The sequence below is a fragment of the Kribbella sp. NPDC051718 genome (assembly GCF_040681515.1).
Classification (GTDB): Bacteria; Actinomycetota; Actinomycetes; order Propionibacteriales; family Kribbellaceae; genus Kribbella.
This window is the reverse complement of sequence record NZ_JBFAYZ010000014.1, coordinates 148,865-173,586: the sequence shown is the minus strand read 5'-3', so window position 1 is coordinate 173,586 and position 24,722 is coordinate 148,865. Positions and strand designations below refer to the sequence as shown.

The following is a 24,722-nucleotide window of genomic DNA, read 5'->3' as shown; positions in this document are numbered from 1 at the left end:
CCGGCCCCGGCCGGCTTGGACCTCGGTACGCCGTCCGACCCCGCTGACCGTGGCTCCGTTCATGGGGTCGGGTCTCACATGACCAGCATCGAATCCGCCCATCAGCCGAAGGGGCACAAGACCATGAAGGACGAACACCGAGGCGGTGGAGCAGCGCGGTACCGGCTGCTCGACCGGTTCCGCGACTCCCTGGCCGGACGGCGGGACGGCAAACGTGACGCAGCGGTTCCGTCGTACCGGAGTCCCCATCCCGAAGGACAGCCGACCGACTGGCTGGCCAAGAACCAGCACCAGTTGCTCGCGGGCTGCCAGCGCGAGTACAGCATGGCCCATCTCGCCGTCGACGAACTGGCCGTGCAGCTGACCCGTGCTCGCACGGATGCCGCTCAGGCCCGGACCGAACTGACCGACGCGACCGTCCGCTGGCAGGGCGCCTCGGACGAACCTTCGCCGGAGACGCTCCAGCGCCGCGGTCCCGCCGAACTCCAGGACAGCGAGCACACTGTCGACGCCCGGCGACGTACCGAGCATCGCCGGCAATTGGCGAAGCTCGAGAGCAACTGCGAGACGGCGCGTGCCAAGGTCGCCGTAGCGGAAGCCACCGCGGCCGCCCTGACCAAGCGGATCGAGCAGCGGTTCGGACAGGCCGTCGATCGTTCCCGCGAACTGCTGGAGCTGCACGAGCAGCGAGCCGCCCAGTACCGCAGGTCCTACTACCGGGCACTGAGGCTGTCGGAGCCCGCGGCCGAACAGGACCATCCGCTCAGCACCACACCGCCGCTGCGACTTCCGCAGTGGACCGACGAGCCATGCCCCTGGCTCCCGGTCGAGCAGCTCGAGGCCACCTCCACCATCACCACCGTAAGGAGTATCAGATGAGCAGAGTGGGCGGGCGCCTCTCCGGGCTTCTCGGCAAGTTGGCACCTGGTCGCAAGCCCAGGCCGATCGCGAATCACAACGGTCTGGTCATCGACCTCGGCGACTGGAACGCCACCGGCGAGGTACTGACCGACATCCGCCGGATCGACTCGTTGTCCGCGCTGGATCACCCGTTGCCCGGACCGGCGCCGGTCCAATCCGCCTGTGAGGACGAGGTCACCCGGACCATCGATCAGCTCGCCGCGCGGGACGCGCTGGACGCCGGGACCGACGACGTCCTCGACGACGACATCGAGACCCAGGGGCCGATCTGGCACGCGCACGTCCACCAGCAGGCGGCGGAGCGAACCCGGCGGACCGCTCAGTTGTACAGCGTCGCCTTCCAGAACTTCGTCAACGAACAGCACAACCTCGCGCGGCTGACCGAGCTGGAGGCCGACGCCGTCCGGGGCGAACAGCAGGCGAGCCGCGAACTTCTGGGCGAGGCCGCACTGCCGCCCCTGGGCATGCCCGCTGTCCGGAACTTGCCAGAACCGGCCGGCCCCATTCCTGACACCGATCTCAACCGCCTGCTGGCATCGGCCGACGTCGACACCGTCGTTCCGGCGGTAGTCCCGGCGGACCGTGGTGACGCAACCGCGCCGGATGACGGCGGCCGTGCGGAGGATGCGACGACTCAGCTGCCGAACCCGGTCCGGATCCACGGTGGCAGGGCCCGCGGCTGGCAGAACCCACGTGCGGCGTACGAATCGCCGCAGCGACACCTCCTCGTCCTCGGCGTCGCGGTGCTCGCCCTGGCTCTGGTCGCCTCAGCCGATCTGGGGATGATCAAGGGAACCATCGACCGGCTGCTCGGGCTGGAGCCGCGATGGTCCTGGTTGATCGCCGGCGGTCTCACCATCGCCGCGCTCAACCTGCCGATGATCGCCGGCAAGTTGTGTCGCCGCGGACAGGCGACCGGGCACACCGCCGCGCCGATCCAGTGGACGTTGCTGGCCGCGTGGGTCCTGATCGGCGCTTCGCTGCTGGTGATGCGCTGGTTCGCAGCCGACCTGCTGCCCAGCGATACCGGATTCGAGGGTCAAGGCGCAGCCACTGACGAAACCGGCACGGACCGGCTCGTCGCCATCGTGCTGGCCGCCGTCTACCTGGGCACCGGCGTCCTCGCCTGGGCCGAGGGGTACCTGCTGACGAACGACGCGGCCGCGACCCGCCGGGCCGCCGCCCGGAAGGCCGACCGGCTGGCCAGGAAACGCGCCAAGTCCGAGGCACTGCTCACGCGTCTGGCCCAGACTGTCGCCCTTCACGGCCACGAGCTTGCGACCCGGCAGGACGCCGAACAGACCGCCCATGATGCCGTCGACGGGCTGATCGAGCACCTGAAGGCACGCGCCCGGGTACGGTCCGCACACCATCTCGCCGATCCAGCCGCCACCGGCATCACTCGGCTGCGTCCCCGGACTCGCGATCAGGCAGTTGGTGACGCATGAGGGCCGCACTGCGGTTGATCGCCATCCTCCTCGCTCTCCTCGTCGGGTTGACCGGATGCGGTGGGGGCGACGACAAGTTGCCGGCAGCAGCCGACGCCACGAGCTCAATCAGTGGCGACGGCGCCAGCGGCCCAGCCTGCTCCCCCGCGAAGTCTCCACACACGCTGGTCCTGGTGGTGGGTATCCACCAGAACCAGCCCGCCCCCGGCGTACCCGATGCGCTCGAATGCCTGCTGCGCGGCGCCGTCGAGAACGGGACGAGGCTGGCTGTGGTGGCTGTCGACGGCAGCCCCGCGCTGATGCCGATGCCCAGCACTTTCGAGATCAGCACTGCCAACGAACTGCGGCGCAAGGACGACATCAAGCGTGCGCTGAGCACCGTCGTCGGCAGCGTGCGATCAGCCCGCGCGGACAGCGATGGCTCCGATCTCTTCGCGGGGATCAAGATCGCCGCTGATTTCGTTCGCGCCAACGGCGCCGCGGACGGGCAGATCGTGGTGATCGACTCCGGCCTGTCCGACACCGGGGTGATCGACATGACCCGCGCCGGCATGCTCGCGATCGACCCGTCCGAGCTCGGCGATTCGATCGCCGCTGATCTGGATGGCCTTCATCTCAAGGGCGTCCAGGTCACCCTGGTCGGCTTCGGATACACCAGACCGCCACAGGAACCGCTCCCCGCCGGCCAGTCCGAGGCGGTCTCCACGCTCTGGACGAAACTCCTCACGACCGCAGGCGCGACGGTCGTCCCGCTGCCGGCGCCTCGTACCGGCAATCCACCCAGCACCTCCTTCACCACCCGGCCGGTCAAGGTGGTGAAGCCGACTCCGCCACCACCTCCGCCTCCGTGCGCGAGAACGACGGTGGTCTACGACGATGCGTCACCTGTCGGCTTCGACCCCAAGTCGAACGATTTTCGCGACCGGGACGCGGCTCTGGAAGTACTGCGTGGCGTGGCCGTGTGGGCACTGGGCGGTCCGTACCGCCGCGTCGTCGTCACCGGCACGACGGCCGACGTCGACACGGTCGCCAAGCGGGTGCTGCGCTCGAAAGGCCGCGCCGAGACGGTCAAGAAGGAACTCGTCCTCCTGCGGGTCGACCCGTCGATGATCTCCACCCGTGGCGTCGGTACGAACTTCCCCGAGTACATCGACGACCGGAAACCTGGTGGCGGGCTCGACCCGGTGCTCGCGGTCAAGAACCGCACGGTCCGCATCACCCTCATCGAGACCCGCCCCGATTGCCCGAAGGCCGGTCGCTGACATGGATGCGATCTCCGCGCTGGTAGCGGCATTGCTGCCGTTGGCCATGTTGATCGGTATCTACCTGTTCATCGCACGACGCCTGGGAATGCCACGCTTCCGGGTCGGTAAGGCGATGCTCACTGCCCGCAGCGCAACCGGGCCACTGATCGGGCTGTGGCTGATCCTGCTGGCCGCGACCTGGACGCTGATGGACCTGGCGACGCGGTTGCCGGCCGATCAGGCCTCCCGGACGATCACGGCGTCGGCCGTGGTCACGGTGATCGGGATCGCGGTGATCGGGCTGGTGGTTCTGCAGCGAGTGACGGTCTTCGTACTGTCGGTGCTGGGGATCTTCGCACAGGTGGCCGGTATCGCCCGGGAGTTCGGGGTGACCGCGGCGGCTCTCTGTCTGGTCTCGGCCGCGCTCGTGACCTGGCTGTTCGGCCTGACCCGGGGGTTGCTGTCTCGGGGCTGACCGGATCCGGACTCTTGACAGGCTCTCGCCGGAGGCTTACTTTTTGGCTAAATTTAGTGGCGAAGTAAGTCGGGAGCAGATGTGGCGAGTGGACAGGGTCCGATTCCCAGGGGCGATCTGGTGCCGTCGGGGATCGTCGGGTTGCTGGGAACCCAGGGGCCGACCTCGCGGACCGAGATCGCCAAGGGGCTCGGGTTGAGCCCGGCGACGGTTACTCAGGTGACCAAGGACCTGATCGCCCGCGGGCTGATCGAGGAGCTGGAGTCGGTACCGTCCAAAGGCGGCCGTCCGGCGCGGCTGCTCGGGCTGGTCACCGACGCGGGGGTCGCGCTCGGCGCCAAGGTGACCGCCGATCACGTCGCGGTGGTGACCGTCGAACTGGACGGGACCGTCCGCTCGTCGACCGAGCTCGAGTACGACCCCACCGCCGTGGACGCGATCGAGCGGCTGGGACAGATCCTGGCCAAGCAGGTGGCCGAGCTCGACGACCGGCTGCTCGGCGTGGGCGTCGGCGTACCGGGGGCTGTGGACTCGCAGGCGTCGGGGATCGTGGACGCACCGACGCTCGGTTGGCGGGCGGCGCAGGTCGGGCCGGTGCTGCGGACAGCGATCGGGACGCCGGTGCTCGTCGACAACGACGTGAACACGCTGGCCGCCGCCGAGCGGTTGTACGGGATCGGGCGTGACCATTCGTCGTACCTGGTCGTCACGATCGGGCGCGGTATCGGCTGCGGCATCGTCGTCGACGGTGGCATCTACCGAGGCGCCAACGGAGGCGCCGGCGAGATCGGGCACATCCCGGTCTGGTCACCCGGTAGCGAGCAACCGCCTTGCACCTGTGGCTCGACCGGTTGCCTCGAGGCGTACATCGGCGCGGAAGGCATCGCCCGGACCGCCCGCGCCCGCAAGGCGATCGGCCCGCGCGGCACCCTCGCCACCTTGTTGCGGGCAGCAACGACCGGCGATGACGCCGCACAGCAGATCTTCGAGGAAGCCGGCGGGATGCTCGGTCGAGCGCTCGCCGGCGTGATCCACACGGTCGACCCCGAGGTCGTCGTGCTGATGGGTGAGGGAGTGGACGGATGGGAGTTCTGGCAGACCGGGTTCGAGCCGTCGTTCCGGCGATCGTTGCTACCGGCCCGGCGCGCGGTACCAGTGGTGGTGGAGCCGTGGACGGAGGACCAGTGGGCCCGCGGCGCCGCGTCGCTGGTCCTGAGCTCCCCGTTCGACTCGGCCGGGAACGGCGGCGAGCAAAGCCGCCTCGTCCGCGCCCGGCTGGAAACGCGATGAAGCGGAAGAATCTCGGCTGGGTCCTTTTCTTCCTGTTGCCCAGCACGATCCCGCTCTTCGTCTTCACGCTGGTGCCGATGGTCTCCTCGCTGTGGGTGAGCCTGCACAAGTGGAACCTGATCTCGCCGATGGAGTGGGTCGGCCTCGGCAACTACACGAACCTGCTGACCGACGAGAACACCCGCCGGGTCTTCCTGCACACCTTGATCTACGTCGCCGGCTACCTCCCGATCGTGTACGCCGGTGGGCTCGGCCTCGCACTAGCGCTCAACCAGAAGCTCAAGGGCCGCTCGTTCCTGCGGGCGACCTACTTCCTCCCCGTCGTCACCAGCTGGGTCGTCGTCGCGCTGGTCTGGAAGTGGCTGCTCAACCCGACGAACGGCCTGGTCAACCAGGTGCTCGGCGCCGTCGGCCTCCCGGAACCCGGCTGGTGGACCGACCCGCACTGGGCGCTTCCCGCCGTCATCCTCAGCTCGGCCTGGAAGGACCTCGGCTTCGTGATGGTCATCCTGCTCGCTGGTCTGCAGGCCATCCCGTCCGACCTCTACGAGGCCGCGAAGGTGGACGGCTCGAGCGCCTGGCAGCGCTTCTGGCGGGTCACTCTCCCGCTGCTCTCCCCGTCGACCTTCTTCGTGGTGGTGATCTCCCTGATCAACGGTTTCCAGGTCTTCGACCAGGTCTACGTGATGACCGGTGGCGGCCCGCAGGGCTCCAGTCAGGTGGTGGTCGGGCAGATCTACGACCTGACCTTCCGGTACGGACGCGCTGGTGAAGCGTCCGCACTGTCCTGGATCCTGTTCGCCGTCATCCTGCTGATCACCGTCTTCCAGATCCGCGGCCAGCGCCGGTGGGTGCACTATGCGTGACACCAGATCCCTCCCCGCGAAGATCGCCCTGTACGCCGCCGTGCTGGCCGGTGCCGCGATCATGTTGTTCCCGTTCCTCTGGACGGTGATCACGTCGATCACCCCGGAGGGCTCACTGGCCGACGGCCCCAAGCTGGTCGTCGACAACCCGACGCTCAACGCGTACCGGACGCTGGTCGACGCGATCCCGATCTGGCGGATCATCGTCAACTCGCTCGGCATCGCGATCGCGTCGACGGTGCTCCAGCTGATCACCGGTTCGATGGCGGCGTACGGGTTCGCCCGGTTGCACTTCCCGCTGAAGAACGTCGTGTTCGGCTTCTACCTGGCGACGCTGATGGTGCCGCTGCAGGTGCTCGTCGTACCGCTGTTCATCGAGATGAAGACCTTCAACCTGCAGGACACGTACTTCGCCCTGCTGGCGCCCACGATCGCGTCGGCGTTCGGGGTGTTCCTGCTCCGCCAGGCCGTCACCGCCGTACCGATGGAGCTGGACGAGGCGGCCACCATCGACGGCGCCGGCCATCTGCGGATCTTCACCACGATCGTGTTGCCGCTGATCCGGCCCGCGCTCGCGACCGTCGCCGTGTTCGCGTTCATGGGCAGCTGGAACAGCTTCCTCTGGCCGCTGGTGGTGATCAGGTCGCCGGAGTTCATGACACTGCCGCTCGGCCTGTCCACCCTGCAGGGCCAGTTCACCACTCAGTGGGACGTCGTGATGGCGGGCTCCGTCGTCTCGATCGTCCCGATCGCCATCGTGTACCTGCTCGCGCAGCGCCACATCATCGCCGGTGTCGCCCACACCGGCATCAAGTAAAGAGAGTAAAGGAAACCGCCATGCGCCATCTCAAGACCGTCGGGCTCGGACTGACCGCCGCCCTCGCACTCACGCTGACAGCCTGCGGGCAGGGCTCCGCGACCAAGGACGCCGCCGCACCGGAGGGCAAGAGCGTCGTCCGGTACATGAACTTCTCCTCCAACGACGGCCACGAGAAGGACCTGACGGCGATCGTCAACGCCTTCCAGACGGCCAACCCGAACATCACCGTCCAGGTCGAGACGGTTCCCTACGCGGACTACTTCACGAAGCTGCAGACCTCGGTTGCTGGTGGCACCGCGGCCGACGCTTTCGAACTCAACTACGAGAACTTCGTCACGTACGCGAAGAACGGCTCGCTGGCCGAGCTCAAGGACGTGGACACGGCGGCGTACAAGAAGTCGCTGGTCGACGCGTTCGACGACGGCGGGAAGCAGTACGGCGTACCGGAGTCGTTCTCCAACGTCGTGCTGTTCTACAACAAGGCGCTGTTCAAGAAGGCCGGCGTGGCCGAGCCGACGGACGCGTGGACGTGGAAGGACGAGCAGGCCGCCGCGGCGAAGCTGACGGACAAGGGCGCGAAGGTCTGGGGTGACTACCAGCCGGTCTCGTACAACGAGTTCTACAAGGTGCTCGCGCAGAACGGCGGCGAGTTCCTGAACGCCGACCGGACCGAGGCCACCTTCAACTCCCCGGCCGGTGTCGAGGCGGCCAAGTTCCTGATCGACAAGGTCGGCAAGACGATGCCGACCGAGGCCGACGGCGCCGGTACGCCGGACTTCGACTCGAAGCTGTTCAAGTCGGGCAAGCTCGCGATGTGGCACACCGGGATCTGGATGTTCAGCGCGATGGCCGAGGCGCCGTTCGACTGGGACGTCGTGGTCGAGCCGGGCAACACCAAGAAGGCGTCCGCGATGTTCGTGAACGGGCTGGTCGTGTCGGCCGCCTCGAAGAACGCCGACGCCGCGCAGAAGTGGGTCACCTTCCTGGCCTCCTCGGACGACACCACGAAGACCCGGCTCGCGACCTCGTGGGAGCTGCCGCCGGTCGCTGACGAGGCCAAGCTCGCGCCGTACCTCGACCAGAAGAAGCCCGCCAACCGCAAGGCCGTGTTCTCCGCACTGGAGGCGACCGTACTGCCGCCGGTGATCGAGCGTCAGCAGGAGATGCAGGATCTGGTCACCGCTGAGCTGACGTCCGCCGCGGCCGGTCGCAAGCCGGTCGAGAAGGCCCTCGCGGATGCCCAGACCAAGGTCAACGGCCTGCTCAAGAAGTGAAGGAACCGATGATCTCTCCCGCCCCTGACCTGCAAGAGCTGACCCGGCTGCGGGCGCTCGCCGAGCACAGTCACGCCGTCATCACTCAGCACCAGGATGCCGGCGGTGCCTATCCCGCTTCGCCGACGTTCTCGGCGTACAAGGGGTATGCGTGGCTGCGCGACGGCTCGTTCACCGCGGAGGGTATCTCCCGGTACGGCGATGTCGCGTCCGCCGGCCGGTTCCACGACTGGGTCGATGGCGTACTGCGGCGTCGCCGCGGGCAGGTGGACGACCTGCGCGCGGCACTCGCCCGGGGTGAGGTGCCGTCGAACGAGGCGATGCTGCCGACGCGGTTCACCTTCGACGGTGAGGACGGGTCGGATCCCTGGTGGGACTTCCAGACCGATGGCTACGGGATGTGGCTGTGGTCGGTGGTCACTCACGCGGCGCGGCATGGGCTCGATCTGGCGCGGTGGCGGGAGGGGATCGATGTCGCGGTCGACTACCTGGTCGCGTTTTGGGATCGGCCTTGTTACGACTGGTGGGAGGAGCACGTCGAGCACCGGCACGTGTCGACGCTCGGCGCGATCCATGGTGGATTGGTTGCCGTCGGCACCTGCTCGTCGTTGCGGTCGGCGCCCTGGTCGGCGGCGGCGTTGAAGGTCGCCGCCGACATCCGTTCGCTGGTGACGGCGGAGGGGATCGTCGACGGTCATCTGGTGAAGTGGCTCGGCAGTTCGGCGGTCGACGGCTCGCTGCCGGCGTGCATCGTGCCGTTCGGTCTGGTCTCACCCGACGACTCGCTGGCGGCCATGACGCGGGCGGCCGTTGCCAAGGATCTGGACTTCGACGGTGGGGTGCATCGCTTCACCGCCGACGTCTTCTACGGCGGCGGGCAGTGGATCCTGCTGTCCGCCCTCCTCGGCTGGAACCTAGCCGCTGCGGGCGACACCGCTGGCGCCTTGAAGCACCTCCGCTGGATAGCCGACCAGGTAGACGAACACGGCGACCTTCCCGAACAAGTCCCGCATCACTTGTTGCACCCCGGCTCCCGCAACGAGTGGGTAGCCCGCTGGGGAACGGTCGCCAGCCCGCTGCTCTGGTCCCACGGCATGTACCTGATCCTCGCCGACGAACTCGGCTTCACCATCGCTGACTACCTCGAAAGCAAGGACGCCTGATGCTCACCCACCGTCCGCACGGCATCGAACACCCCTACGCCACCTCCCCCGACCAACGCATCCCCGTCCAACCCCTCGCTGGCCAACAGGTCCATCTCGGCGTCGTTGTGTCCCCCGACATCACCCGGGTGGTGTGCGAGTGGGGCTCCACCGAACTGGTCCTGTCACCAACCGAGGCGAACGCCGCTGACGCGGCGGCGCTCGCGGGAGGCGAAGGCCATCTGGCAGAAGCTCAGGCCGGCGCGCTGGGCGGCGACGGCGGCTGGTCGGTAGTCACGCCACCGCTGACTGCCCCGGTCAAGTACCGCTTCCACGCTTTTGGTGACACTGAACAGAGCACGGAGTGGTTTGAGGTTTCGCCGGCGACTTGGGGGTCGGACGGTGGAGTGCTGCGGGGCGGTGGGGATCGGGTGAGTGGGGTTGAGTGGCTGACGTCCTCGCAAGGGGTGCACCGGGCTCGGTTCAGTCTGCCGCTTGCTGATGGCGAGCACCTCGTGGGGTTCGGGGAGCGGTATGACTCCTTGGATCAGCGGGGGAAGCAGTTGGATGCGGTGGTGTTCGAGCAGTACAAATCGCAGGGGGTGCATGGACGGACGTACCTGCCGATGCCGTTTGCGCATGTGGTGGGTGGGGCCGGGTGGGGGTTCCATGTGCGGACCTCGCGGCGGACCTGGTACTCGACGGAGGGCGACAAGCTCGTGGTCGAGGTTGCTCTGGGCGACGAGGCGGTGGTTGACCTGGGGATCTATGAGGGGTCGGCCGACGTAGTACTGAAGCAGTTTTTGGATGAGGTGGGGCGGGCTGAGGAGCTGCCGGAGTGGGTGTTCCGGTTGTGGGCTTCGGGGAACGAGTGGAATACCCAGGAGCTGGTGATGGCGCGGATGGATGCGCATCGAGATCTGTCCATCCCGGTGGGGGCGGTGGTGATCGAGGCCTGGAGTGATGAGGAGGGCATCACCATCTGGCGGGATGCCCGGTATGAGGTGAACGCGGATGGGAAAGCACACAGCGCCGGAGACTTCGAGTATCGGGCGGATGGGGCCTGGCCTGATCCGAAGGCGATGATCGATGAGCTGCACGACCGTGGGATCAAGGTGATCCTGTGGCAGATTCCGTTGCAGAAGACAGAGTTCAGCACTGGCCAGGTCGCGGCCGACGCGGAAGCGATGGTCCGCGACGGGCACGCAGTACTGGAGGCGGACGGTACGGCGTACCACAACCGCGGCTGGTGGTTCCCCCAAGCGCTGATGCCCGACCTCTCCACCCAGCGCACCCGCGACTGGTGGACCGAGAAGCGGCGCTATCTCGTCGACGACCTCGACGTGGACGGCTTCAAGACCGACGGTGGCGAGCATGCTTGGGGACACGATCTCCAGTACGCGGACGGCAAGCGGGGCGACGAGGGCAACAACCTCTTCCCGGTGCACTACGCCCGCGCCTTCGGTGATCTCCTCCGCTCGGTGGGCAAGGCACCGGTCACCTTCTCGCGCGCCGGGTTCACCGGATCGCAGGCGCACGGCATCTTCTGGGCCGGCGACGAGGACTCTACCTGGGAAGCATTCCGCGCCTCGGTGACGGCCGGGCTCTCCGCCGCTTCCTGCGGAATCGTCTACTGGGGCTGGGATCTAGCCGGCTTCTCCGGCCCGGTCCCCGACGCCGAGCTGTACCTCCGTGCCGCCGCAGCCTCGGTCTTCATGCCGATCATGCAGTACCACTCGGAGTTCAACCACCACCAACTCCCGCTCCGCGACCGCACCCCGTGGCACGTCGCCGAAACCACAGGCGACGAGCGCATCGTCCCGCTCTTCCGCCAGTACGCCGAACTCCGCGAACGCCTGGTCCCGTACCTGACCGAACAGGCGGCCCACACCATCACCACCGACCGCCCCCTCATGCGCCCCCTCTTCTTCGACCACCCCACCGACGAGGAGATCTGGAACCACCCCCATCAATACCTCCTCGGCAACGACCTCCTCATCAACCCGGTCCTCGAGCCGGGCGCAACCACCTGGACGACGTACCTCCCGGAAGGCGACTGGATCGACGCCTGGACGGGCGCCCCAGTCCAACCCGGCCTGGTCACCCGCGACGTCCCCCTGGAGCTCGTCCCCGTCTACTGCAAGGCAGACCGCTGGCCCACCCTCGCCGCCATCTTCAGCTGATCCGCGCGCGGGCAGGGCCGCTCATGCGTCAGGGTTCTGCCCCAGCGTGGTGATGAGGTCCTTGAGGGTCCGTAGCCGGGGCAGCCGGGACCGCATTGCTTCTCGGCTTGCAACTCCAGGTCCATGTCCAGGTCGTTCTGGCTGGATCGCGAGAGCGTCCAGCCGAGCGGGGCGGACAGGGACGGCTGGGTGCTCTGGCTGATGGCGTAGACGAGGTTGGGTAGGTCCGAGCGAAGCGTGGCGCACGCGGACGACTCTGTGCAGAGCTGGGCGATCGCGGCTGCCCGGGCTTCCCGGAGCAGCGCCCGGTCGTTCGTGCCGTCCTCCTTGGCCGAGATGAGTTTGGTTGCCGGTGGCACCAACAACTCCGGTACGGCCGGCAGGTTCGTCCCGGGCTTGAAGGTGTTGCCGATGCCGTCGACCGGGTCGTCGTTGCCGACGCTGTAGTCCTTGCCGGTGCCGTTCTCGATGTAGACGACGAGCGGCACGATGACCTCACCGGTGCCATCGGCAAGCACCTTGTCGTTGTGCGAGCGGACGACAGCACCCCACGACGGCGCGAGGTCGACGATCGTGCCGATCCCCGTGTTGTCCGTGTACCCGCCATCCACCAACTGCGCCGCCTTGAGATCACCACAACGGCCCACGACCCCCGACGGCGTCACATACGGGAAGCGAGACGCCAGCAGTCCAGCAGTCAGTGCTTGCGGGTTGCCGAGACAGCCCGAGTCGGAGCGTTCCGCAGTACGGCCGTACTCCGCGAAGAGGTCATAGTCGTGCGCCCCGGCCACCCCGGCTCCACAGACCGGTGCGCCATCCGCAGTACGGGCTCCGTCGCTCAGATCGACCTGACTCACCAGCGCCCGGCACCCATCGCGAACCGCCGAGGTCGTCAGAATGAGCTGCCCGGTCATCGCCCCGTCGGCCTTACCGTCGTCCGGCAGGAAGTGCCGGCGCAGCTCAGGAACCTTCCGCTCCCAAGCCGTCTCCATCAACCCCGCCCGATCCAGCGGCTGCCGCGACGGCGTCCGGTACTCCGCGGCCGCATCGAACCGCAGCCCCGCCATACTCGCCAGCAGATCACTGGACATCAGCGAGATCGTGGCCGCGCCGAGCGCCTCATGCCCCGCCATCGCCTTGACCGCCCCCAACGGCTTGTCCGTGTACCGCGCAACGGTCAGGCCGAACGCGCCGCCACTAGCCCCACCCGAGAACAGCACCGAATTCTTGGCGCACCCAGTCCCCGACGTACTGAGCCTCTCAAGAGCAGAAGCAGTCCAGTACGTCGCCCTGATGCCACCGCCCTCCGCGGCAACCATCATCATCGGCCGCAACTTGAGCGCACCATCCAACGGCGCAGTGCACCCCGGCTGAGCCACCCACGCATCGAACACTTCCTGCATGCTCGGCCGATCAGGCAGCGCAGCAGTGGCCGTCAATGGATGCACCTCGGTCTTGCCACCGATCAGCGCGGTCGCCACCATCGCGAAGACCAGCAGGCTGATGATCGGCGTCGCGCGCAGTCGCAACCACTTGGTCTGGAAGATCTCCGGCGGCTGCCGTTCCTGCGCATAGGCAACGATCACCCCGATCAGAATCACCAAGGTCGCCAACGCGAGCAACGTCGACGCCAGTACGCCGAGCACGTCAGCGAACCGACGAGGGAACGACCCCAGCAGCAGAATCGCCGCACTGGCGCCAAGCACGAACCCAGCCCGGACCTTGCTCCGCGGCGCCACGTCGACCGCGGTCGTGCCGCTCGGATTCACGCCAGGCGTCGCGATCCGCCCATACCAACCGAGCACGCCCTTCGTCCCCGATTGCCCCCAGCTCTTGATTGCCTTGAGCACCGGCCAGGAGACGAGCCAGGTCCCGACGGCCAGCACCACACCGGTCACGAGCGCCACCGCCGGATGCACGGCGTACGACGAATCGAAGAGCCCGACCGCATCGCCGGCCGCCAGAGCAGCAAAGGCACGAACCATTCCCAGACCGCCCAACGACACGGCGGTCACCGAAATCATGTCGCCGGCGATCATCACGTCCCGCGGGAACCAGCTGCCGACCGGCCGCAACGCCTTCGGATGCACGCCGGACTTGTCCCGCAGCAGGTGCGACAACCCCAGCACCAGCAGGGGAATCAGGCAGAACACGACCAGCCGCCGCTTGAACACCTCGCCTTGGCCGGACACCGCGACCACGACTGCGATCACCGGCAGCAGGATCGGCCCGATGACCCAGAGCATCAGGTTCTGGCGTCGCTTCTTCCCGTCCTGGCTGTAGAACGGCCAGTGGTAGCTATCGCCCGAGACTCGCCGGACGGCCCAGTCGGCACGGAGTCGTCCGAGCAGGAAGATCGCGGGCAGCAGCACCGTGTAATACAGGAAAGCGGCGATGAGCGCCTGGCCGACGCCGGTACCGTTGTCGAGCCATCGGCGCTGGACATCTGGGAGCTGGTCGAGCACGTCGGTACCGGGCACGATCGCGAGCAGGCCGAGCGGCAGGAACGCGAGCAGGCTGAAGCGCTGGATCCACAATGCCCGGCGGATCCGCGGCACTGCGGCCTTGATCGTCTGCCAGTGATCGCGGACCAGGAAGAAGAGGACGGCGAGGAAAGCCAGCCATTTCAGCTCCGTGATCACCGCAAGGACGACCGCGGAGGCGGCCGGCACGCAGTCGCCCGCGTCGCAGCGCTGGCTGCCGAGCCAGTACGTGAGGATGTTCTCCACCACGTCGAGCCCAGCCAGTACCAGCACCGGCCCCGTGGCGACGAACCGTCGCAGCGCGGGCACGTAGATGGCGATGAAGACGAGGTCGAGCACCAGATAGATGGCCAGCAAGGGCAACCAGTCGTTCAGCTGCTCGCCGGTCAGTTTGAGGTGCCAGAGGTCGTACTGCTTGACGGCCAGTGGCCCGCTCATCCCGTTGAACGACCACGACGAGCCGCCCTCGGCGAGGAACCCCCGCGCCAGCAGGCTGACCTCGTTCATCATCAGCCAGACCGCCGTCAGCCCGGCCAGGACCGCCCCCACCCACCGGAAGTCAGCGGGTTCCGGTGTTTCCCCTGCTGCTTCTGCTTCCCCCACCGCTGTCATTGCCCATTCGCCCCCACGGCCGGCACGATTACATCTAGTTACATTGCTGCACACTCCGCTGTCACCGACAAGGGCTCGTGCTGGAAAGATCCGGACAACTGCTTGCTCCCGGAGGACTGGTCGTGGTCTCTTTTTGCGATCGAGTCGCATATGATGCCACCGTGACCTTGACCTTGAGAGCCGCCGTCGCGGCGGACGGACCGGTGCTCACCCAGCTGACGAGAACCTCGGCGGCCTACGACGGTGAGCACCGGGCGATGGTCACGGAGCAGACGATCGACGCCGCCTACCTGGCGAAGAACCCGGCCCGGGTGGGGTGACTTGGTCGCAGCCGTGTCTGGTGCTGGAGTTGTCGTGAAAGATTGCCCGAATGTCGGACAATTTGAGAGGTGGGGTCGGTTTGCGGCGGGTTGGGCCCTAGGCTCTGGGCGTCCGAGTTTGCGAGCGAGAGGCTGATCCGTGACCGATCCGATGGCGCTGGAGAACAGCTACGGCGCGCACAACTACCACCCGCTGCCCGTCACCATCGCGACAGCGGACGGTGTCTGGGTGACCGACACATCCGGCGAGCGGTACCTGGACTGCCTGGCCGGCTACTCCGCACTCAACTTCGGGCATCGGCATCCGGCGCTGATCGCCGCGGCGACCGAGCAGCTGGGGCGAGTCACGTTGACCAGCCGGGCCTTCCACCACGACCAGCTCGGGCCGTTCTGCGCCGAGCTGGCCGCGTTGTCCGGCAAGGACGCGGTACTTCCGATGAACTCGGGCGCCGAGGCGGTCGAGACGGCGCTCAAACTGGCCCGCCGGTGGGGATACCTGGTCAAGGGCGTGCCCGACGGCAAGGCGACGATCATCGTTGCTGATGGCAACTTCCATGGCCGGACGATCAGCATCATCAGCTTCTCCGGCGATGCCGAGGCGCATGACAGCTACGGGCCGTACACGCCTGGCTTCCGGTCGGTCCCGTACGGCGACGCGGCGGCGCTCGAGGCCGCCATCGACGAGACGACGGTCGCCGTGCTGATCGAGCCGGTGCAGGGTGAGGCAGGCGTCGTCGTACCGCCTTCGGGGTATCTGGCGGCGGTTCGCGAGGTGTGTAGCAACCAGGTGCTGATGATGGCCGACGAGATCCAGTCGGGGCTCGGGCGGGCCGGGGCGACCTTCGCGAGTTCGCGGGCGGGCGTCGTACCGGATGTATATGTGCTCGGGAAGGCGCTCGGCGGCGGCATCATGCCGTTGTCGGCGGTCGTGACCGATCGCGCGGTGATGGATGTGATCACGCCGGGCACGCATGGCAGTACGTTCGGCGGGAACCCGCTCGCGGTGGCGATCGGGCGCGCAGTGGTCAAGCTGCTCGAGCCGGGTGACTTGCAGGCGCAAGCGCTGGCGATGGAGCCGGAGCTGCGCGAGCGACTGGAGCCGCTGCGGGCGCAGGGGCTGGCCGACCTGCGGGTCCACGGATTGTGGGCGGGGTTGGATCTTGATCCGGCGCTCGGGAGCGGGCGGGAGTTGTGCGAGAAGCTTGCCGAGTACGGCGTACTGGCGAAGGACACGCATGGCTCGACGATCCGATTGTCGCCGCCGTTGGTGATCACGACCGGCGAGCTGGACTGGATGACCGAGCGGCTCTCGCTGGCGCTCAAGGCACTCGCGAGCTGAGACGGGCGGACAGATGATCGAGGTGCGCCGAGCTGCGGCGACTGATGGTGAAGCGGTCGGGATCGTGCATGCGGCCTCTTGGGAGGCGGCTTATGCGCCGTTCTTCGATGAGTCGTTCGCGGTGGAGCAGGTCGAAGCCAGGCTAGCGCGGTGGCATGACCGGGTTGCTTCGCCGGAAGGGCTGGTGATGGTCGCCGCCGTCGACGGGCGCGTCTTGGCGTTCTCCTGGTCGGTGCCGTCGTCGAGCCGGGCGGGCTTCGCGGAGATCAACAGCTTCTACGGGCATCCGGATGGCTGGGGCACCGGAGTGGCGGCCGCACTGATGAGCGAGACGGTGCGGCGGTTGCGGGCCGACGGTTTCGATGGCATTCATCTGTGGACACTGCGCGACACACCCCAGTCCCGCCGGTTCTACACGAAATCGGGCTTCATTGAGACGGGCGCGACCACCACCCGCGACTTCGGTGACGGCGAGGCGATCGCCCAGGTCGAGTACGAGCTGAAGCTCGGCTAACTCACCCGCACCTCGACCAGCACCTCGCCGAGATCGACGAACAGTCCGGATTGATTCTGGTCCCACTCCGATCGTGAGATCGCGGTGAGCGTGCCGCTGCACCGGCCCCGAACCGTCATCAGATTCACCGCACGACCAGGCCCGGCGACCAGCTCGACCGCGACGCTCGCCTCGCCGGGGAAGTCGATCACGGTGGCGCGTGGCACTGGGCGGCGGTCGCCGTCGATGCGGAGGACTACGTCGACGAGCGGGAGGAAGGTCCGGTCGAGGCCCGGGAAGTCGGAGAAGGTGGCGTCCTGGTCGAGGTCGGCGACGGTGAGCCGCCAGCCGGCCAGGTCGTCGACGAGTTGCCGGGTGGAGCCTGCTCCGTTGCGCCAGGGGACGGCGGTGACGGTATCGGGCGTCAGGATCCGGGCCACGTGATGCTCCTCTCGGTGATGGTCAGGAGACGGAGCGATAGCCTACAGTGGACGTATGAAGAGTTCTGCAGATGTGCAAACTCCCGCGCTGATCGACAGCTGCAACGTCAGGCTGGTCGATCCGGAGCGGGTGGCGGCCGTCCACGCCAGGATGCCTTCTGAGGCGGATGTCGTCGATACGGCCGATGTGTTCGGGCTGCTCGGCGATCCGCGGCGGTTGAAGCTGCTGGTCGCGCTGCTGGACGGCGAACTGTGCGTCTGCGATCTCGCCGCGGTGACGGGGATGAGCGAGTCCGCCACCTCGCACGCGTTGCGCTTGCTGCGGGCGCACCGGGTTGTCTCCGTGCGCCGGGACGGCCGGATGGCGTACTACCGCCTCGACGACGCCCACGTCCGGATGCTGGTAGATCTCGCGGTCGCCCACACCGAACACACCGACGCCATCCACCCGGAGCGCACCCAATGACCACCGACCACGACACGGCGGCCGGGCACGGGCATGGGCACGGGCATGGGGTTGGTGCGGATGCGGATCGGAAGTTGCTGGGTGGGGCGCTGGCGCTGATTTTGGCGTTTATGGCAGCTGAGGTGATCGTGGGGTTTGCGGCTGGGTCGCTGGCCTTGATCACCGACGCGGCGCACATGCTCACCGATGCGGCCGCCATCGCGCTGGCGCTGATCGCCATCCGGCTCTCGGCGCGGCCGCCGGCCGGCGGCTACACGTACGGGCTCAAGCGGGTCGAGATCCTGTCGGCGCAGGCCAACGGCATCACCTTGCTGCTGCTCGCCGCCTTCTTCGTGTACGAGTCGGTCAACCGGATGATCCACCCGCCCGAGGTCCAAGGCGCGCTCGTCCTGATCACCGGCGTCGTCGGCATCGTGGTGAACCTGATCGCCACCTGGCTGATCAGCAAGGCGAACCGCTCCAGCCTGAACGTCGAGGGCGCGTTTCAGCACATCCTCAACGACCTCTTCGCCTTCGTCGCGACCGCGATCGCCGGGCTCGTCGTCCTGCTCACCGGCTTCGCCCGGGCCGACGCGATCGCCGCCCTGATCGTCGCCGCGCTGATGCTCAAGGCGGGCATCGGCCTGGTCCGCGACTCGGGTCGCATCTTCCTCGAGGCCGCCCCCGCCGGCATCGACCCGGCTGTTGTTGGCGCCGAGCTGTGCGCAGTACCGGGTGTGGTCGAGGTGCACGACCTGCACGTCTGGGAGATCACGTCCGGCGAGCCGGCCGCATCGGCGCACATCCTGGTCAGCGAAGGCCTCGACTGCCACCTGATCCGCGGCCAGATCGAGACGCTGCTCGCCGACCGCCATCACCTGACCCACTCGACGCTCCAGGTCGACCACGCGTCAGGCGACGTACAGGATGCTCACTGCAGCGACGCGCACGGCGTCGTCCATCGGCCAGTGGAAGTCACAGCCGCTGGAACAGCACCTGACCCGGCCAGACCGACTCACTGACCGGTACGCCGAAAGGCTCCGCGCGAGTGAACCCCTGCTTCTCGTAGTACCGGATCAGTGCCCCATCACCACCACCGAAACAATCGACCCGAAGCAACTCGACGCCGAGACCGCGCGCGAGCACCCGCGCATGATCCAGCAACTCCGTGCCGATGCCACTGCCCTGCAGCGCGCGATCCGTCACCAGCAGGCGGATGTAGAGCTCCGGCTCGGTCGCCGGCGGGACGTACGACATCGCATCCCCGACGGCCAGCGCACCGACCACTCGTCCATCGAGCTCGGCCACCCACAGCCCATCACCCGACGCGAAGTCCTCGATCTGCGCGACCCGCCGCGGATTGGTCGAGTGCGCCTCGGTCCCCCACTGATCGGTTCGCCCGGCGGCGACCAGCCACTCGGTCGCCTTGTCGAGCAACCCGAGAACCGCCGGCACGTCACTGAGCTCAGCCCGCCGAATCTTCACTTCTCCATCTAACCAAGACCGAGGCGATAGGCGTAGGCGACTGCCTGAGCCCGGTCGCGCAATCCCGCCTTGGCGAAGAGGTGGTTGATGTGGGTCTTGACCGTGGCCTCGCTGACCACCAGGCGGCGGGCGATCTCGGTGTTCGACAGTCCGGCCGCGATCAGCCGCAAGACCTGCAGCTCGCGCGGGGTGAGACCATCGGACTCCTGCGGCACCGGTACGGCGGTCGTTGCCTCGATCAACCGTCGCTGCACCTCACCGTCGATGATCGACTGCCCGGCCGCGGCCGCATGCAACGCGCGCCCGATCGACTCCGCATCAGCGTCCTTGGTGAGGAATCCCCGCGCACCGGCCTTGAGCGCGCCGAGCACCGAATCGTCATCGCTGTACGTCGTCAGCACGACCACCTCAGTGCCCGGATACTCCGTACGCACCCGCCGCGTCGCCTCCGCCCCATCGCAGCGCGGCATCCGCAGATCCACCAGCAGAACATCTGGCTTGTACTCCGCAACGAGCTCAACCGCCTCGATCCCGTCCGACCCGGCAGCGACGACATCGATCCCCGGCAGCAACCGCAGCAGCGTCACCAGCCCGTCGCGCACCACCGTCTGATCATCGGCGACCACCACCCGCAACTCGCTCATCCCGGTATCACCAACTCATCCCGCCACCCGCTCATCCCGGTATCATCAATTCGACCCGCCACCCGTCATCCGTCGGCCCGACCTCGAGGCTGCCACCGATCAACTCGGCCCGCTCGCGCATCCCGAGCAAACCGTAGCCCCCGCTGACGGCCCGGGCCGGCGGCTTGCCGGGGTGGTCGTCGACCGTGAGGACGGTGCGGGCGTCGGCGTACCGGAGTACGACATTGATCGGCGCTCCCGGCGCATGCTTGCGGGTGTTCGTCAGGGCCTCCTGCAACGCGCGATACAGCGCAGCCATCGCCTCGGGCGCCAACTCCCGCGACTGCCCCTCGAGGTCGAACGTCGCCTCGCTCCCCGTCTCCAGCCGGTACGCGGTGACGAGATCGGCCATCGCCCGGGCGTCAGGCACCGAATCCTCCCGCAACGTCGCCACCGCTCGACGAGCCTCGGCCAACCCGTCGGCAGCCAGCCCTTGCGCGCGAGTCAACTGCTCGATCGCCTCCTGGGATGCGCCATCCCGCACCAGCATCAACCGCGCTCCTTGCAGGTTGAGCGACAAGCCGGCCAGCGAATGCGCCAGTACGTCGTGCACGTCGCGAGCGATCCTTGCGCGCTCGGCCAACGCGGCGGCGCGACTGTGCTCCTCGATCGCAGCCTGCTTGCGGGCGAGCGATACCTGCAGCTCATCCAACTGCTCTTCCCGGGCGCGACGATTGGTGGAGGCCAGCAGCAGGGCGACCACGCCGACCGCGATACCGATCGCCCCGCTGACCGGTCCCGTCGCGAGGAGCGGCAGGCTGGCGCCGAGGATGCCGAGCACGACGACGACGGTCTCGCCGCGCCCCGGTCGGTGATACCGCACGGCAGCTCGGACCGCCCAGAATGGCAGGACGATCAGCACACTGTTCGGCAGTGCGTACCAGAGCAGCGACCCGACCACCACGAAGACGAGCAGCCCGATGGTGCGTTCGGACGACTTCTCGCCATACCCGATGATCACCAAGTTGCCGATGACAACGACCGCTGCCAGCGCCAAGATGAGGGCCCAGGGCAACTTCCGGTCCTCCGGCGAGTCCCAGGCGACGGTCACCGCCACGATCACCAGTACCGCCGGTACCAGCCGCAGCAACCTGGTCAGGCCGGGCGACCCCCAGAGGTCGACAACCCGCTGCCACCCGGCAGAGACCGACCCCCGAACGCCCACTGAGCGTTCGGGGGTCGACCGGTTCGGGATGGCCATGGGCAACATCATGCCTGTTCGGCTGCCAGCGGGATGTGCAGGCGCTGGGCGCGGAGGTAGACGGCGACGTTCTGGGCGGCGATGCTCAGGCCGAAGGTCAGCAGCAGGGCGGCTGTGGTGAGCGAGCCGTTGAGGCCCATCGCCGCACCGGCGAAGCCTGCGCCGACGCGGATGCCGATGGTCAGCAGCCACAGCCCCAAGGTCGCGGCGGTGCCCTTCTGGTGCAGGCCGCCGTCGCGGACCGTCAGCTGGGTGCTGGCACCGCGGGCGAAGCCGATCAGGATCAGCACGGCGACGTCGAAGACGAAGAAGGCGAGCTCGCCGGCCGACGCGGTATTGAAGGCGTCGCGGGCCGAGAGCAGGCCGACGATCACGAGGACCAGCGGCATCACCACCAGCGACCGCTGGGTCACCATCGAGCCGCGCAGCTGACGGCCCATCACGCGGACCACGACCAAGGCCCCGATCAGGATGCCCAGCAGGAGGTTGACCGACATTGCACTGTCCTTCCGACGATGGCCGGTGGGATCCGGCGCCTATCTGTTCTGGATGTCTCCAGAGTCGTCGGAATCGGTCGCCGCTACGTCGGCCTGCAGGTGTGATCCGGATGGATCTCCGGTCTCCACCCATGGGTTGAGAGTCGCTTAGCTTTTACGGCTGCGGTAGGCGGCGGAGGCCATCCGGTCGTTGCAGAGTTCGCAGCAGTAGCGGCGGCGGTTGGCCTTGGTGCGGTCGACGTAGACGCAGCGACACGGGTCGCCGGCACAGGTCCGGAGCCGGTCGGCGGCACCATCCGCGACCGCTCTCGCCAGAGCGTCCGCCGCTGAGATCGCCAACCGCGCGACTGGGTCAGCGCCGCCTGTCGCCGCGAGGCGTGGACCGGCGATCAGGCGCGGCTGGGCGCCATACGCGGTGAAAACGTCGTTCAGTACGCCGTACTGCGCGTGCGGGTCGGCCTCGGCGAAGACCTCGTAGAGGCGGTTCCGCACCGCGCGCACCGACTCGAGGTCGGCCTCGGTCAGGCCGGGATCGGCGAGCTCGTGGTGGGCGGCGAGGCGAGTGACGAGCGGGATGGTCAGCCGGTCGGGTGGATCCTCGAGCAGGTCGTAGGTGTTGCAGAGGTCCAGCACGAACCCCAGCCAGGGGTCGGTCGCCGGCACGCTGCTCATTCCGCACATCCTCCACCGTCTTGACCGTCCGGCCCAGCCGCTCTACGGTCGTCAGTTGTTAAGAGAGTTTATCAACTGATGGATTGTGAGGGTGGGCGATGAGAAGACTCGCGGTGGCCACGATGATCGGGGCTCTGCTACTGGGGGTGGCGGCAGCCGGGGCGTCGTCGGCGGTGACGGATTCGAGCAAGCCGCAGCCGGTGGTGGTGACGGACATCCAGATCCCGGTGCACGGGCAGGCGCCGGTCACGGCGTACCTGGTCAGGCCGGTGGCGAAGAAGCATCAGAGCCTGGCGGGGGCGCTCTACCTGCACTGGTTCGAGCCGCCGAGCTCGACGCAGAACCGGACCGAGTTCCTGTCCGAGGCGATCGCATTGGCGAGCAGGGGCGCGGTGGCGATCCTGCCGCAGCTCACGTTCCCGTGGGCCGGCGATCCGATTGGCGACCAGTCGGACCGGGTGAAGGTGACGAATCAGCTCGCGGCGGTCGAAGCGGCGTACCAGGCACTGCTTACCCAAGACGGGGTCGACTCACGGCGTACCGCCGTCATCGGACACGACTACGGCGCGATGTACGCGTCGCTGATCGGCAAACGCGCCCACGCGATGGTCTTCATGGCGGGCGATGCCACCTGGGCCAACTGGTTCGACACCTACTGGCTGGGACTGGAGCCCGACCAGGCCGTTGCCTACCGCAAGGTTTTCGCCGGCCTCGATCCGGTCGACAATGTCGCGCGCGCTCACGACGTCTACTTCCAGTGGGCCGGCCGCGACATCTTCGTCACGCCGGAGGTACGGGGCGCCTTCAGCGCGGCGAAACCGGGCGCGAAGGTCAGCCTCTACGAGAAGTCCGACCACTTCCTCACCCAGCAGGCCAAGGACGACCGGCTCGCCTGGGTCGGCTCGGAGCTCGGCCTGCGCTGATGGCGGGTTTCCGACATGTCGTGGCAGGCAGTCGGCCCAACCCCTACCGTGACTAAAAGAAAGGTCCTTGCGTATTAGATCGGAGTGGCCATGAACCGACGGCTCGGCAGTTTGCTCGCGGGTGCCATCACTACGGGGTTACTCCTCACCGGGGCCGGGATGGTGGTTGTCCAAGCCGGCCAGTCGGCTCAGGCGGCGGTACAGGCTGCTTGTACTGCGCCCGCGTGGGCCGAAGGGGTTGCCTACGCCGTCGGTTCGAAGGTGACGTACCAGAACAGGACCTACCAGGCCCGGCAGGCGCACACCGCGCCGCCGGGCTCTGGCTGGAACCCGGTCGCGGCAGCCTCCCTCTGGCTCGATCTGGGCGCCTGTGATGGTGCGCCACCGACCACTCCGCCGACCACGCCACCTACGACTCCGCCCACCACCCCGCCCACAACGCCACCTACTACGCCGCCGACCACTCCGCCCACAACGCCACCTACTACGCCGCCGCCCGGGTCGACGACCTGTCCGGTGAAGTCGCGGCCGGCCGGGAAGGTGCTGCACGGGTACTGGGAGAACTGGGACGGCTCGTCCAACGGCGTCCACCCGCCGTTCGGCTGGACGCCGATCACGGACTCGCGGATCGCACAGCACGGGTACAACGTGATCAACGCGGCGTTCCCGGTGATCCTGTCCGACGGCACGGTGAAGTGGGAAGACGGCATGGACGCGGGCGTGAAGGTCGCCACCCCTGCTGAGATGTGCGCGGCGAAGGCAGCCGGTCAGACGATCCTGATGTCGATCGGTGGCGCTGCTGCCGGTATCGACCTGAGCTCGTCCGCCGTCGCCGACAAGTTCGTGGCGACTGTGGTGCCGCTGCTGAAGAAGTACAACTTCGACGGTATCGACATCGACATCGAGACCGGCCTCACCGGCAGCGGCAACATCAACCAACTGTCCACCTCGCAGGCCAACCTGATCCGGATCATCGACGGCGTGCTGGCGCAGATGCCGTCGAACTTCGGGCTGACGATGGCGCCGGAGACGGCGTACGTGACCGGTGGCAGCGTCACCTACGGGTCGATCTGGGGTTCGTACCTGCCGATCATCAAGAAGTACGCCGACAACGGCCGGCTGTGGTGGCTGAACATGCAGTACTACAACGGCAGCATGTACGGCTGCTCGGGCGACTCGTACTCCGCGGGAACCGTGCAGGGCTTCGTCGCGCAGACGACCTGCCTCAACACGGGGCTGGTCATTCAGGGCGTCACGATCCGCGTGCCTTATGACAAGCAGGTGCCTGGGTTGCCGGCGCAGAACGGTGCGGGTGGCGGGTACATGGCGCCGTCGCTCGTCTCGCAGGCGTGGAACGGTTTCAACGGCCAGCTCAAGGGTCTGATGACCTGGTCGATCAACTGGGACGGCTCGAAGAGCTGGACCTTCGGCGACAACGTGAAGTCGCTTCAAGGTCGCTGAGGTTT

At 67.6% G+C, this 24,722-nt stretch carries 24 protein-coding genes; 17 read left to right on the top strand and 7 right to left on the bottom strand.

Annotated features, from left to right (window positions below; translation table 11 throughout):
• The first annotated feature begins 78 nt into the window (after positions 1-78).
• The 10 genes from AB0M15_RS37705 (at position 79) to AB0M15_RS37660 (ending at position 11,663) form a co-directional block, all read left to right on the top strand.
• Complete coding sequence (locus AB0M15_RS37705) at positions 79-879, top strand: hypothetical protein (RefSeq protein WP_363830413.1); 801 nt, start codon at positions 79-81, stop codon at positions 877-879.
• A complete protein-coding gene (locus AB0M15_RS37700; protein WP_363830410.1) occupies positions 876-2,369 on the top strand; it encodes a hypothetical protein in 1,494 nt (497 codons plus the stop codon). Before AB0M15_RS37705 ends, AB0M15_RS37700 begins: the two co-directional genes overlap by 4 nt.
• Positions 2,366-3,631 (top strand): hypothetical protein, encoded by a 1,266-nt coding sequence (locus tag AB0M15_RS37695; RefSeq protein ID WP_363830406.1) that lies wholly within the window; start codon positions 2,366-2,368, stop codon positions 3,629-3,631. Before AB0M15_RS37700 ends, AB0M15_RS37695 begins: the two co-directional genes overlap by 4 nt.
• Before the next feature lies 1 nt (position 3,632).
• Positions 3,633-4,088, top strand: a complete 456-nt coding sequence (locus AB0M15_RS37690; RefSeq protein WP_363830403.1) for a hypothetical protein — start codon at positions 3,633-3,635, stop codon at positions 4,086-4,088.
• A gap of 120 nt (positions 4,089-4,208) precedes the next feature.
• Positions 4,209-5,378, top strand: a complete 1,170-nt coding sequence (locus AB0M15_RS37685; RefSeq protein WP_363830400.1) for an ROK family transcriptional regulator — start codon at positions 4,209-4,211, stop codon at positions 5,376-5,378.
• Positions 5,375-6,244, top strand: a complete 870-nt coding sequence (locus AB0M15_RS37680; protein WP_363830396.1) for a sugar ABC transporter permease — start codon at positions 5,375-5,377, stop codon at positions 6,242-6,244. Before AB0M15_RS37685 ends, AB0M15_RS37680 begins: the two co-directional genes overlap by 4 nt.
• Positions 6,237-7,061, top strand: a complete 825-nt coding sequence (locus tag AB0M15_RS37675) for a carbohydrate ABC transporter permease (RefSeq protein ID WP_343974027.1) — start codon at positions 6,237-6,239, stop codon at positions 7,059-7,061. The genes AB0M15_RS37680 and AB0M15_RS37675 overlap by 8 nt, the downstream gene beginning before the upstream one ends.
• Before the next feature lie 20 nt (positions 7,062-7,081).
• Positions 7,082-8,338, top strand: coding sequence for a sugar ABC transporter substrate-binding protein (locus tag AB0M15_RS37670; RefSeq protein WP_363830392.1), 1,257 nt, complete (start codon positions 7,082-7,084; stop codon positions 8,336-8,338).
• A gap of 8 nt (positions 8,339-8,346) precedes the next feature.
• A complete protein-coding gene (locus AB0M15_RS37665; RefSeq protein ID WP_363830389.1) occupies positions 8,347-9,501 on the top strand; it encodes a glycoside hydrolase family 15 protein in 1,155 nt (384 codons plus the stop codon).
• Positions 9,501-11,663, top strand: coding sequence for a TIM-barrel domain-containing protein (locus tag AB0M15_RS37660; RefSeq protein WP_363830386.1), 2,163 nt, complete (start codon positions 9,501-9,503; stop codon positions 11,661-11,663). Before AB0M15_RS37665 ends, AB0M15_RS37660 begins: the two co-directional genes overlap by 1 nt.
• On the opposite strand, the gene AB0M15_RS37655 is transcribed toward AB0M15_RS37660, so the two are convergent.
• Complete coding sequence (locus AB0M15_RS37655; protein WP_363830384.1) at positions 11,615-14,695, bottom strand: hypothetical protein; 3,081 nt, start codon at positions 14,693-14,695, stop codon at positions 11,615-11,617. The genes AB0M15_RS37660 and AB0M15_RS37655 overlap by 49 nt on opposite strands.
• 224 nt (positions 14,696-14,919) lie before the next feature.
• On the opposite strand from AB0M15_RS37655, the gene AB0M15_RS37650 reads away from it, so the two are divergent.
• From AB0M15_RS37650 to AB0M15_RS37640, 3 genes are all read left to right on the top strand, one after another.
• Positions 14,920-15,078, top strand: a complete 159-nt coding sequence (locus AB0M15_RS37650; RefSeq protein WP_363830381.1) for a hypothetical protein — start codon at positions 14,920-14,922, stop codon at positions 15,076-15,078.
• A 151-nt stretch (positions 15,079-15,229) separates the two neighbouring features.
• A complete protein-coding gene (gene rocD / locus AB0M15_RS37645; RefSeq protein ID WP_363830457.1) occupies positions 15,230-16,417 on the top strand; it encodes an ornithine--oxo-acid transaminase in 1,188 nt (395 codons plus the stop codon).
• A gap of 13 nt (positions 16,418-16,430) precedes the next feature.
• Positions 16,431-16,931, top strand: a complete 501-nt coding sequence (locus AB0M15_RS37640; RefSeq protein WP_363830379.1) for a GNAT family N-acetyltransferase — start codon at positions 16,431-16,433, stop codon at positions 16,929-16,931.
• Here AB0M15_RS37640 and AB0M15_RS37635 read toward each other — a convergent pair.
• A complete protein-coding gene (locus AB0M15_RS37635) occupies positions 16,928-17,350 on the bottom strand; it encodes a HutD family protein (RefSeq protein ID WP_363830376.1) in 423 nt (140 codons plus the stop codon). The two genes, AB0M15_RS37640 and AB0M15_RS37635, sit on opposite strands and share 4 nt — an antisense overlap.
• A 55-nt stretch (positions 17,351-17,405) precedes the next feature.
• Between AB0M15_RS37635 and AB0M15_RS37630 the strand changes: the two genes are divergently transcribed.
• Both AB0M15_RS37630 and AB0M15_RS37625 read left to right on the top strand, forming a co-directional pair.
• Positions 17,406-17,816 (top strand): metalloregulator ArsR/SmtB family transcription factor, encoded by a 411-nt coding sequence (locus tag AB0M15_RS37630; RefSeq protein WP_363830374.1) that lies wholly within the window; start codon positions 17,406-17,408, stop codon positions 17,814-17,816.
• A complete protein-coding gene (locus AB0M15_RS37625) occupies positions 17,813-18,817 on the top strand; it encodes a cation diffusion facilitator family transporter (RefSeq protein WP_363830372.1) in 1,005 nt (334 codons plus the stop codon). The genes AB0M15_RS37630 and AB0M15_RS37625 overlap by 4 nt, the downstream gene beginning before the upstream one ends.
• Here AB0M15_RS37625 and AB0M15_RS37620 read toward each other — a convergent pair.
• From AB0M15_RS37620 to AB0M15_RS37600, 5 genes are all read right to left on the bottom strand, one after another.
• On the bottom strand, positions 18,771-19,280 hold the full coding sequence (locus tag AB0M15_RS37620; protein WP_363830370.1) for a GNAT family N-acetyltransferase: 510 nt from the start codon (positions 19,278-19,280) through the stop codon (positions 18,771-18,773). The genes AB0M15_RS37625 and AB0M15_RS37620 overlap by 47 nt on opposite strands.
• An 8-nt stretch (positions 19,281-19,288) precedes the next feature.
• The gene (locus AB0M15_RS37615) at positions 19,289-19,924 is read right to left on the bottom strand and encodes a response regulator transcription factor (RefSeq protein WP_363830367.1); all 636 of its coding nucleotides are present in this window, start codon (positions 19,922-19,924) and stop codon (positions 19,289-19,291) included.
• A gap of 31 nt (positions 19,925-19,955) precedes the next feature.
• Positions 19,956-21,164 carry a histidine kinase gene (locus AB0M15_RS37610; RefSeq protein WP_363830363.1) on the bottom strand — a complete coding sequence of 403 codons (1,209 nt, stop codon included), beginning with the start codon at positions 21,162-21,164 and terminating at the stop codon, positions 19,956-19,958.
• Positions 21,165-21,172: 8 nt separating this feature from the next.
• Positions 21,173-21,661 (bottom strand): hypothetical protein, encoded by a 489-nt coding sequence (locus AB0M15_RS37605; RefSeq protein WP_363830360.1) that lies wholly within the window; start codon positions 21,659-21,661, stop codon positions 21,173-21,175.
• A 147-nt stretch (positions 21,662-21,808) separates the two neighbouring features.
• Positions 21,809-22,333 (bottom strand): CGNR zinc finger domain-containing protein, encoded by a 525-nt coding sequence (locus AB0M15_RS37600; RefSeq protein WP_363830357.1) that lies wholly within the window; start codon positions 22,331-22,333, stop codon positions 21,809-21,811.
• A 98-nt stretch (positions 22,334-22,431) separates the two neighbouring features.
• Here AB0M15_RS37600 and AB0M15_RS37595 point away from each other — a divergent pair, with 98 nt between their 5' ends.
• The gene (locus tag AB0M15_RS37595) at positions 22,432-23,256 is read left to right on the top strand and encodes a hypothetical protein (protein ID WP_363830354.1); all 825 of its coding nucleotides are present in this window, start codon (positions 22,432-22,434) and stop codon (positions 23,254-23,256) included.
• 90 nt (positions 23,257-23,346) lie between these two features.
• A complete protein-coding gene (locus AB0M15_RS37590; protein WP_363830351.1) occupies positions 23,347-24,717 on the top strand; it encodes a glycosyl hydrolase family 18 protein in 1,371 nt (456 codons plus the stop codon).
• The last annotated feature ends 5 nt before the right edge of the window (positions 24,718-24,722 follow it).